The following is an 11,329-nucleotide window of genomic DNA, read 5'->3' on the forward strand; positions in this document are numbered from 1 at the left end:
CCCCCCCCCCCCCCCCCCCCACCCCCCCCCCCCCGCCCCGCCCCCCCCCCCCCCCCCCCCCCCCCCCCCAAGGCAGGCCAGCACATGCACTAATTTTTATAGCCTTTTAATGCAAGTTGGCGCACCAGACAATATTTTTGGTCGAACCATTTCATCTCATCATCATCCATGATGACATAAAAACCGCGTACCTCCCCATAGCCCCAGAGCTGCCATTGGCGATAGTACATACCATCTTGAGTCCACCAACGGCCCGTATCGCGTTCGTTACCTTTGCCTTCGGTTCGTCCTAGCATGGTGCCATCCCTGAGTAGATCGATAGTACAAGAGACCCCATAGACCATTTCACATTCTAAGATCGCGCCAGGGAGCAGTTGCTTAAGGGCATCATTGCTCAGCAAACGTCCCTTGGCATTACTGAGTTTTTCTTCAAATTCGGCAGTCAGTTGATGTATCAGCTCGGCAAGCTTGCACACACCTTCGCGGATCCGCTCATTCGGTAAACTGGTTATCCCCATTCGAAAACAGTTGCCAGGGTAATCTTGGCTGGCAAAATAACGATTAACAGGCTCTATCAAGATCCCAATCTCAGAGGCTTTCTCTCTTAGATATTCACCATCTAGCTGCTCAGGCCCAGTGATCCAATAGGCGGTTCCGCCCTCGATGGGGCCAGTATTGACTGAATTAGGCAAGTAGATATTTAGCGCCTCTCTTAGGGTGAGCCAACGCTTGAAGAAGCGCTTATGTAGTTGCATCATAAAGGCATCGTAATAACCTAAGGAAAGAAAATACGCGACCGCTCGCTGGTTATTCAATGGTGGGTGGCGCATAATCATTTTTCTGAGCTTCTTAAGTTCGGTGATAACCCCCTTCTCTGCCACAATAAAACCTATCTGTATGCCTGATGCTAACACCTTAGACAAGCAAGAGATGTAGACCACGCGGTTATCCCCGTCTAAACTTCGTAGCGCTGGATGAGGCTGCCCAAGAAAATTACTCTCGAACTCGAAATCATCCTCGATAATGAGAAAGTCTTGCTCTTTAGCCTTCAATAACAAGTCATCTCGCCTGGCCATAGACATAGTAATGCTGGTGGGAGTTTGGTGACTGGGAGTGGTGTAGATCACTTGACAGTTATTAAGCCTTGTATCGATCACCATGCCCTTATCATCGACATCTTGATAGACAATATTTGCCCCTTTACGCTGCAAGAGTTCACGCATCTCTGGATAGCCTGGCTCCTCCACCGCAACGGTAATATCCGGATCGATAAACAACTCGGTGACTAGATGTAAGGCTTGCTGACTGCCGACGGTGATCAAGATCTCATCCCGACTTGCCTGAATGCCTCTTCTAGGGAGAATTTTGGTTCTGATCTCGTCGAGTAACTTAGGATCATCTTGCGCACCTTGAAGCTCAGACCATAGATAGATCTCCTCGGTGGCATTGGCACGACGACTCGCATCTCGCCACTCCTTTACCGGATAGAGGGCCGAGTCAAACTTGCCATCGATAAAGGGGTAGGGGAAATCCTGCCAGTTACTCGGACACGATGCAGAATTGGTCTCTGCCACGGCTCCTCTAAACCTGTGGCGATTATCTGATCCTGCTAGGTTTTGCGCGTTTACTCCTGTAATTTTGCTCGCCATAGGCTTACTTACCTGCCCGCGACGCACCTCATCACTCACATAGATCCCGCTGCGCTCCCGACTGATGATATAGCCTTCATCGAGTAAAGACTGATACACAAGCACCACGGTATTTCTTGATACCTTTAGCTGCTGTGCCAGCTTACGCGAAGAAGGTAACTTACGCCCCGGAGCGAAGGAGCCAACTAAGATCCCCTCCACCAGCTTCTGACGGATCTGCTGCTGTAAGCTATCGCTAAGCTCAGGATCGATATGAATGAGTCGACTGATCATCAGAGCCTCGTAGATGTTAAGTTAAATGGCCGTGTTAATGCCGAGTTAATACTTATCAGTAATCTGTGCTCAATATCAAGTCACCTCAAGCAACAGACACTGACTCCTCATCGACAACCTCAGTCAGATCATCTATAAAAACAGGGCCTGGTAGGATATTCCTATCAGGCCCTGATACTTAAATGGGTTTTACTTAAATAACGAGTTCATTAAATAGCTGATTAAACTTTTCTAAACCTTCATAGATTAATTCATCAGATATGGTCAAGGCGGGTAAGAAACGAATGACGTTACCATAGAAGCCACAGGCAAGCAGAATGAGGCCATGCTCAGTCGCCTTAGCTATAATCGCCTGGGTCAAGGCCGTATTGGGTTGCTCGCTGTCACCGTCTATGACTAGCTCGACAGCGATCATGGCGCCTTGATTTCGCACCTCAGCGATCAGCTTTGGATAGCTGGCTTGCAAAGCCGTCAGCTGCTCATTGAAAGTCTGACCTATCTGCGCTGCACGGCGAACTAGATTCTCCTCTTCGATCACCTCAAGTACCGCGAGTGCGGCCACACAGCCAACAGGAGATCCACCATAGGTACCGCCGAGGCCACCAGGCAGAGGCGCATCCATGATCTCACTCTTACCCACAACCGCGGCAAGAGGAAAACCACCGGCAATGCCCTTAGCCATAGTGATCAAGTCGGGCTCGACATCGGCATGCTCGAAACTGAACATCTTGCCGGTACGACCAAACCCAGTCTGGATCTCATCGGCGATTAAGACGATCCCATGATGATCGCACAAGGCACGCAATGCCTGCAGGAACTCGGCTGGTGCGGCATAGAAACCACCTTCGCCCTGAACCGGCTCGACGATTATCGCCGCCACATCGCTGGGTGCGATATCCACCTTGAACAGATTTTCAAGTGCCTTGAGTGAATCTTTTACCGACACATCATGTAATACCATCGGAAACGGCGCATGAAAAATATCGCCGGGAAACGGCCCGAAAAGATGCTTATAAGGGCTAATTTTCCCAGTCAGTGCCATGGTTAGGTTTGTACGACCATGAAAGCCACCGTTGAAAGCTATAATGCCGCGTCGGCCAGTATGCGCCCTGGCAATCTTGACGCAATTTTCTACCGCTTCTGCGCCGGTAGTGACAAAGATGGCCTTCTTCTCGCTCGGTCCTGGCGCTATCTGGGTCAGCTTTTCTGCCAACTCCACCGCAGATTCATAGGGATTGATCATCACGCAGGTATGGCTAAATTTATCCAGCTGTTCCTTGACCGCTGCCACAATCTTGGGATGACTATGGCCGGTATTACACACGGCGATGCCCATGCCAAAATCGATATAGCGATTGCCGTCTACATCCCAGAGCTCTGAGTTTTTCGCTCTATCGACATATACGGGATAGACATTCCCCTGACCACGGGCGATAACCTTAACCTTTCGTTCTTGTAAGCTATTGTTTGTCATTATTATTATCCTATTTATTCAATACTAAACCCCAAAAACTAAGATGAGGGCCCTTGGCCTATTCTTGTCTGCAGGAGGGGCTTCCGAGATTCGAGGGTTCCCTTCCTCTCGGCTAAAGCCGGTCCTACGACTTATCTATCCCACCCATACACAGATACTTGATCTCCATATAATCGTCTAAACCATACTTAGAGCCTTCACGACCGTTGCCCGACTGCTTAACCCCACCAAATGGCGCGGCAGGGTTAGATATGATGGCTTCATTGATGCCGACCATGCCGTATTCAAGCCCTTCGGCGACGCGCCACACTCGGCCAATGTCGCGAGAATAGAAGTAAGCCGCTAAGCCATATTCGGTGTCGTTGGCCAATGCAATGACTTCCTCTTCGGTGTCAAAGCTGATGATGGGCGTGACTGGGCCAAATATTTCATTGCTTGCCAAGGGCATATCATTGGTGACACCTGTCAGGATTGTCGGCTCATAAAAATTGTTGCCCACTGGGCTGCGTTTGCCACCGATAATTATTTTTGCTCCGGCGGCGACGCTTGCTTGCACTAGCTTATGCACGCCATCGACCGCTTGTGATGTGATCATCGGGCCTAAGTTAACCCCATCGGCCAGACCATCGCCGATCTTAAGCTTCGCCACCGCACTGGCAAACTTTGCGGTGAACTCCTGAAGCACGCTACCTTGCACGAAAACTCGATTAGTGCAGACACAGGTCTGGCCTGCGTTACGATATTTAGACACCAGTGCGCCTTGGACTGCGGCATCGATATCGGCATCGTCAAAGACGATAAAGGGCGCGTTACCGCCTAGCTCCATCGACACCTTCTTAACCGTAGTGGCCGCTTGAGCCATCAATATCTTGCCAACCGCTGTCGAGCCGGTGAAGGTGAACTTAGACACGTGCGGATGCTGGGTCAGTACCTTGCCCATCCCCTCGGAATCTAACCCCACCACTACGTTGAACACGCCGGCAGGCACGCCAGCCCGCTCGGCAAGCTCGGCCATGGCGAGCGCCGACAGCGGCGTCGAGGGTGAAGGTCGCACCACGAAGGTACAACCCGCGGCTAGAGCTGCCGCCGCCTTACGGGCGATCATGGCATTAGGGAAATTCCACGGCGTGATAGAGGCGACGACGCCCACAGGTTGCTTGATCACGATAATACGCTTATCGCCAGCAGGGGCCGGGATCGTGTCGCCATAAACGCGCTTGCCCTCTTCGGCGAACCAATCGATGAAAGCCGCACCATAGGCAATTTCACCTTTAGCCTCAGCTAACGGCTTGCCCTGCTCTAAGGTCAAGATACGACCTAGATCATCCTGACTATCCATCATCAAGTTGAACCAGCGACGCAAGATAACGGCACGCTCATTGGCCGACTTATTAGACCAGGCCGGCAGTACTTTTTTGGCGGCGATAACGGCCGCTTGTGTCTCTGGGACGCCGGCGTTGCATACTTGAGCCACGACTTGATCATTAGCGGGATTGATCACATCGAATCGCGCACTCCCACCATCCAACTGACTATCACTCCACTTGCCATCTATGTAAGAGCTGAGCTTCACTAATCCTGAATCGTTCACTTGTTGCATAATCACTCCAGTGTGCTGTCATCTGCGATGGCACCAGTTTCTTCTCCAGAGATGAGACTGGTACTAAAAATTTATCTAGCTATTGAATAGCAAAATTAACTCGGGTTAAATACAAAACAATAAACCTTATGTTTTAGGCCTGTAAAACTATATGCGGTTAACTTAGGTGGTAATTTGAAAAACATTAGCAATAAAATGAACAGTAAACACTCTATCATCCCCAAAGCGGTCACCGAATATGACTTACGCCTACTGAGAATTTTTCGCACTGTGGTCGAAAACCGTGGCTTCTCAGCATCTGAAGCTGAACTCGGCGTGACCCGCTCCACCATCAGCGTGCATATGTCTAGCCTAGAGAGCCGCATGAAGCTCAAATTATGCAGCCGCGGACGAGGCGGTTTTGCCCTGACTGAAGACGGTCAGGCTGTCTACCATGCCTGTATCGAACTGTTCGACTCGCTTAATGATTTTTCAAGACTGGTTAATAACTTAGGTGAAGAATTGAGTGGCGAGTTAATCATACTTTGCGCCGATCAGCTCGACACTCGCATGCAATTAAAACTGGCAGAGGTGGTGGAAAAGATACATCAGGCTCAACCACAGTTGCATCTGGTACTCGATAATGAAGCCCTGAAACACATCGAAAAATGCCTGCTTAAAGAGAAGGTCCATATAGGGTTACTCCCCAGTTATCAGCAGATCGAAGGCCTCGATTATCAGACCATATATAACGAACCCATCTACTTATGTTGTAGCCATGCTCATCCATTTTTCCAGCTTGAAGATGATGAGATTAGCCTTGAGATGCTAGCGCAGACACCCGCCATTCATCCCGGGATTGATATTGATGCAGAGGGCAGAGAGCAATTAAAACGACTCAATCTATGTGCCAAGGCTTATCAGTTTGATACCCGTAAAACCTTAATTCTCTCCGGCTGCTATATTGGCTATTTACCCCTGAGCTACATTCAACAGGAACTCGAGTCCAAACAACTCAAAATCATTCTTCGTGATAGCGCCTGTTATCAATTTAACCTTTCCATGGTGTCTAAACACAAGCCACGCGAAACCAGTAAAATTGAATTTCTCAAAGCAATATTCGATGAGGTATTTAATCAAGAATAAGCAAGAGGCATAAAACGCTTTCGGTAAAGAAGGAGCCTGATATCTATCTAGGTCGATGGCACACTCCAACCGAGATAAATACGCCAGTTCACACACCGAGCTAAGTGAAGCCTTCTATGATGCGCTGAGCATGATGGCCGCGGGAAACTAGACTGGGTCTCTAAACGCTAAAGAGACATTGTCACACAGGTTAAGCTAGCGATAAATTTATGTTTATTTACAAAGTGCTCAGACACAAAGAGCTGTAAAGAAAGAAGTTACTTAGTCTAAATAACTAAAATGTAGTACCCCTTTGCTACCCCTTCGCCAGTCAAGTCACTTACATTAGCCCACCCTTTCGTTATTGGCATTAACTTTTGATTACGGGCACAAACATGATCAATGTATTGACACGCTTTAAGGCACAAGGTGGCAAAGAGCAAGCACTGCTTGAGCTTCTCAAAAGCGTAGTACAACCGACTCGGAACGAACTGGGCTGTGTCAAATATGAACTTCACCAAGAAAATGAAAAGCTGGGACATTTCATCTTCATCAAGAGCTTTGTCGACCATGCTGCATTCGAAAAACATAAAAATACCGGACATTGCAGACGTCTAAAAAAAGAGATACCTGAACTCATCGCTCAAGAACCTGAAATTATCATCTTATCTCAACACGCATAACCGGATACGAGGTCATAAGTAGTGCTTCCTAGGTAAGTTAGTGTAATTGGACACTCCCCTGATGGTAATAAAGATAATGAAGATATACAATACCTTGAAATTCAACAAATTAAATAATATTGAGTGTGCGAATAAAAGTCATGGATAATCTGTTTTTCGATAACCCTACCAGCCATTACTTGCCTATTCAAAAATCCATTCGCATCCAGGGGCATGTGACCAGCATCTCATTGGAAAAGCTGTTTTGGGATCTATTAGATCAGATTGCAGAGAGCCAAGGTGTAAAAAGAAACCAGTTTATCGCTAGCCTCTACATAGAAGCGCTTAACCATCACGGTGATGTAAAGAATTTCACCTCATTGCTTAGATCGGCCTGTGTGCAGCATATCTTGTCGAAGGATAATGCATAACTCGATCTACTAACACAGTAAATTCAGCAACTTAAGTGCTATTTAGCAGAGAAAAACCTTAAGAGCTGTTGCCAGCTCAATGTAGGCACATATCCCGCTAGGCAAGATCCCTAGCTGAGAAGTCGCGAGGCTTCACTATCTCGAATAAAGCCACCGATGAAGATCTGGGGTCTCAGTCCCTATTTAAACTTACTGAGTAATTCGGCGTTAAAGTCTTCAGCCACCACGGTCAGCTTGCGCTCACTAATTCTGCCTTGAAGATCACTGATATCTTTCTCCAACTTGCTCAGAGTAAGCGTGTTGTTATCTAGCAGATAAACCTGCTTCTGACTCTGATAATAGAAACTTAATATGATCAAGGCATCGATATCATAGTCAGCAGCAGCGGCCTTGATCTTCTTCAATCGACGATAGACACGGTTATGCAGCGCTTTGAGCTTCCATACATAATAGACCTCTACCAGATAAGGATGATGTTTAAAATGCGTCAATATGGCCGCAGAAACAATGGCCGCCAAGATCACACCGAGCAAGTTCCATTGAAAATTCCCAGTCGCCTCGGCGCTCATGTCCTTAGCATCACCAAACAAGGCAATAAGACCAGTCCCAAAAGCCAACGATAGTAAGATGAGACTAGCAACCAACGTGATTGTGACGATATTCAGGTGCTTACGATATACAACTTTATCTATCTCTTGTAACTTCATGCTTTGACCCTTTGTATTTCAAGACAAACATTTTAATTTTACTACCCTGGCTTGTATAGCCCGAACTTACTCTTTTCGAATAAATATCTTGGTTCGGCTCTGGCGACAAGATGCTATAAAATGAGTGTGCTTGCTCAAGTTAGCACTAGAAACTGTCGTTAATAATCTTATGCAAAACAATAATAATTAAACGCTTGCCTTCTCAGTTACAACTTGTTAACAATAGCATTGCAATACATTAAAGCTAGCTACACAGCAATAGCACTAACAAACAGTGAGATAGCAACATATATACTCATCTGATAAGAAAAAACAAGATGGAAGTAAAAACATCTAGACGTCTAAATTGACAGTTGTCTATTTATCTCATATCCTGCCGACTATTGAGATCGACCATTTTGCTTATGCCGACCGATTTTAAGCTTAAGAATTAGTGACAAGATAAGAGAGAAGACTTTGACCACATCGACCAATGCCTCAGCAAGCGCTCCAAAAAATAGTACCAATACGCCAACGGCTTCATTTATTGCCCTACTGCCATTGTTTCTATTCCTCGGCCTATTTATCGGCGCCGGAGTTTACTTCCAGAGCCAGGGCGTTGATTTTGCTTTCTATCAGCTACCCAGTGTCGTCGCTATATTGCCAGCAATTATCTTTGCCTTGATCATCTCGAAACAGAAGCTCAACCAGAGCATAGAGACGTTTATTGCCGGTATCGGCCATGCCAACATCATCGCCATGTGCCTAATCTACTTGCTCGCTGGTGCATTTGCTGCCGTGGCTAAAGCCACAGGCGGAGTGGATGCCACTGTTGCCTTGGGTCTGTCACTGGTACCATCTAGCTTACTCTTACCCGGTTTCTTCGTCATCGCAGCCTTCATCGCCACTGCCATGGGTACCTCTATGGGCACTATAGCGGCAGTCGCACCTATCGCACTCGGCGTTGCCAACGAGGCTCAAATAGAGCTAGCCCTGATGGCCGGTGCTGTGATTTCTGGCGCACTTTTTGGTGACAACCTCTCGATCATCTCTGACACAACCATAGCGGCGACACGTACCCAAGGTTGTGAGATGAAAGATAAGTTCAAAGAGAACCTTATCTTCGCTATCCCGGCGTCGCTCATTACCTTGATTGCCTTCACCTTCGCGGGTCAAGGTCAGGCCGATGTGGCCGCTCAGGAGATAGACTTTATTAAAGTCATTCCTTACCTCACCATCTTAGTATTAGCGGTCTCGGGACTGAACGTATTTGTCGTACTGACTATCGGCATCTTGCTCGCCGGTATCACAGGCCTGTTCACCATGGATTACGGCGTGATCCAATTCGGTCAGGATATTTATACCGGTTTTGGCAACATGCAGGAAATCTTCATCCTGTCTATGCTAGTGGGCGGTCTGGCGGCACTGATGCAACAGCAAGGTGGCCTGGCATTCGTCAGTAAGCAAATTGAAACCTTAATCACGAAATTCTCCAAGGCCAAGGGAGGCGCTTCGACTCGCGCATCTGAACTCGGCATGGCAGGCATCGTTGCCCTCACCAATACCTGTGTCGCCAATAACACGGTATCGATCGTGGTAACCGGCGATATCGCTAAAGAGCTGGCTCAGAAACACCAGGTGGCCCCTAAACGTGCAGCCAGCATCATGGATATTTTCTCCTGCATCATACAGGGACTTATCCCCTATGGTGCTCAGGCCCTGCTTCTTGCATCGGTCTTCAGCATCTCACCACTGGAAGTGGTAACTCATGCCTGGTATTGCATGATCTTGGCCTTAGTTGCTATCTCAATTGTCATCTTGCGTAAGCGTGCCAGTTGATCCAGCCATGCTGCTTGAAAACGGCTACGACTAATCTGATGTTGCAGCTTAAATAGGGCAAATTGATATCCAGTTAAGCTAAACATGATCTTGCTCCCAAGACCTTGCTTTAGCTGAAACGATAGGGATATTCAATGTCGACGTCATTTATAAACGTCGATAGAAGTGAAGGAGTGCAGCTTACTGCGCTCCTTTTTTTATTTTTGTGATCCATATGCCCACCGAGAAAAACTTAACACTGTTGCAAGGCGAATTAAAAACATTCAACCCATCATGATCTACACGGATTAGTGCTGATGATCTTTATCGGTGCATCCGGCCTCATCTATCAGCTCTTCTTTAAACCTGACTGATAACTCTTCTTTAAACCTGGCTGACAGCCTTCTTTAAACATAGTGGCAGTTAAGCTGGTTTAGATGCTAACCTTGCGGTTAAACTATATTGATACCAATTGGTAGTACCAGCACTATGCCGCTTAATGACACCAGATAACACCACTATTCGTCTGGCTAAATACCTTGCCATGACAGGTCTCTGCTCCCGCAGGGCCGCGACTCGCTATATCAGAGACGGACAAATCACCCTAGATGGACGCCTAGCCAACCATATAGATACCATCAGCTTAACCGACAGCAGTTCAGGCTATATCAGCCGAGAGATACTCAAATTCGATGGCGTGCTTATTGAGGGAATCGAGTCTAAACAGTACTGGATGCTCAATAAGTCTGTCGGCACTGATTGCCGCCTCTTGCCCCACGACCCCTGCTCTTTATTACATTTACTGCCAATTAGCCCCAGACTCTACCCTGTAGGCCGCTTAGACAAAGACTCCCGCGGTCAGCTGCTATTAACCAACGATGGTCAATTAACCCAGAAGTTAATGCACCCGGAGTTCGGCCATAGCAAGACTTATCAGGTGCAAGTTGATCGCACGTTCGATGACATTTTCTTAACCAGCATGGCCCAAGGCGTCAGCTACCGGGATGTCACCACACTTCCCTGTAAGATGAGCCGTCTTGCTAGCGACAAGTTTGAGATCATACTCACCCAAGGGCTTAACCGACAGATCCGCCGCATGAGTCAGGCATTAGGCTATAAGGTGATCGACCTTAAACGGGTAGAAATTCAACGCTTAGCGCTTGGGGATCTCAAAGAGGGACAGATGAGACAGCTGACGGATGCAGAGCTAACCAAGCTTAAATCAGCCTTGGAATGAAGGCTGGTTACATTTTCTGATTTAGCTTCTGGCTGACTTGGTATTGGGGAGTGTATTTGAGGTCGTTCCTTCTGGGTAACCTTTCGCTTCCCAGCGGGGTATGTGCACTCTCTGCTTCGAGAAAGTTCTGCGAGGCGCTGCAAGTAATCTGACCTCCATGGACGGAGGAAATGCCAAATTTTGTATGGAACAAAATTGGCCATGGAAGCTCTGCGACATCAAACAACGTCCATGTTTAACGGCCAGTTCGGCAAAATATGTCCATATACAAAGGCCAGTTCAGCATCCATGCTTCTCGTTCATAGGCTCATGGCTATGCCATATTCACCCAGCCTCTCGTTCGGAGAGTATAACTTCGTGATACCTCACCCTGTTTTGGAAGCTCGCAGCCGCAT

At 47.6% G+C, this 11,329-nt stretch carries 9 protein-coding genes; 5 read left to right on the top strand and 4 right to left on the bottom strand.

The genetic code is table 11. The annotated features are described in order from the left end of the window. Nucleotides 1–89 precede the first annotated feature (89 nt). The 3 genes from HRU42_RS18855 to HRU42_RS18865 all read right to left on the bottom strand — a co-directional run bounded on the left by HRU42_RS18855 (nucleotide 90) and on the right by HRU42_RS18865 (nucleotide 4,996). Nucleotides 90–1,922, bottom strand: coding sequence for a PLP-dependent aminotransferase family protein (locus HRU42_RS18855; RefSeq protein ID WP_295033379.1), 1,833 nt, complete (start codon nucleotides 1,920–1,922; stop codon nucleotides 90–92). A gap of 193 nt (nucleotides 1,923–2,115) precedes the next feature. Next, nucleotides 2,116–3,396: a 4-aminobutyrate--2-oxoglutarate transaminase gene (gene gabT, locus HRU42_RS18860; protein WP_295033380.1), complete on the bottom strand. Its 1,281-nt coding sequence runs from the start codon at nucleotides 3,394–3,396 to the stop codon at nucleotides 2,116–2,118. Nucleotides 3,397–3,520: 124 nt separating this feature from the next. Beyond that, nucleotides 3,521–4,996, bottom strand: a complete 1,476-nt coding sequence (locus HRU42_RS18865; protein WP_295033382.1) for an NAD-dependent succinate-semialdehyde dehydrogenase — start codon at nucleotides 4,994–4,996, stop codon at nucleotides 3,521–3,523. A 195-nt stretch (nucleotides 4,997–5,191) separates the two neighbouring features. Here HRU42_RS18865 and HRU42_RS18870 point away from each other — a divergent pair, with 195 nt between their 5' ends. The 3 genes from HRU42_RS18870 to HRU42_RS18880 all read left to right on the top strand — a co-directional run bounded on the left by HRU42_RS18870 (nucleotide 5,192) and on the right by HRU42_RS18880 (nucleotide 7,193). Continuing rightward, nucleotides 5,192–6,121: a LysR family transcriptional regulator gene (locus tag HRU42_RS18870; RefSeq protein ID WP_295033392.1), complete on the top strand. Its 930-nt coding sequence runs from the start codon at nucleotides 5,192–5,194 to the stop codon at nucleotides 6,119–6,121. A 374-nt stretch (nucleotides 6,122–6,495) separates the two neighbouring features. Next, complete coding sequence (locus tag HRU42_RS18875) at nucleotides 6,496–6,783, top strand: putative quinol monooxygenase (RefSeq protein ID WP_295033383.1); 288 nt, start codon at nucleotides 6,496–6,498, stop codon at nucleotides 6,781–6,783. A gap of 140 nt (nucleotides 6,784–6,923) precedes the next feature. Beyond that, the gene (locus tag HRU42_RS18880; RefSeq protein ID WP_295033385.1) at nucleotides 6,924–7,193 is read left to right on the top strand and encodes a ribbon-helix-helix domain-containing protein; all 270 of its coding nucleotides are present in this window, start codon (nucleotides 6,924–6,926) and stop codon (nucleotides 7,191–7,193) included. Nucleotides 7,194–7,372: 179 nt separating this feature from the next. On the opposite strand, the gene HRU42_RS18885 is transcribed toward HRU42_RS18880, so the two are convergent. Next, the gene (locus HRU42_RS18885) at nucleotides 7,373–7,900 is read right to left on the bottom strand and encodes a DUF3087 domain-containing protein (RefSeq protein ID WP_295033387.1); all 528 of its coding nucleotides are present in this window, start codon (nucleotides 7,898–7,900) and stop codon (nucleotides 7,373–7,375) included. A gap of 456 nt (nucleotides 7,901–8,356) precedes the next feature. Between HRU42_RS18885 and HRU42_RS18890 the strand changes: the two genes are divergently transcribed. Together HRU42_RS18890 and HRU42_RS18895 are read left to right on the top strand one after the other, a co-directional pair. Further along, nucleotides 8,357–9,718, top strand: coding sequence for a Na+/H+ antiporter NhaC family protein (locus HRU42_RS18890; RefSeq protein ID WP_295033388.1), 1,362 nt, complete (start codon nucleotides 8,357–8,359; stop codon nucleotides 9,716–9,718). Between the two features lie 478 nt (nucleotides 9,719–10,196). Continuing rightward, nucleotides 10,197–10,934 (top strand): pseudouridine synthase, encoded by a 738-nt coding sequence (locus HRU42_RS18895; RefSeq protein WP_295033390.1) that lies wholly within the window; start codon nucleotides 10,197–10,199, stop codon nucleotides 10,932–10,934. Nucleotides 10,935–11,329: the final 395 nt, after the last annotated feature.

The organism is Shewanella sp., from assembly GCF_013214165.1.
Lineage (GTDB): Bacteria > Pseudomonadota > Gammaproteobacteria > Enterobacterales > Shewanellaceae > Shewanella.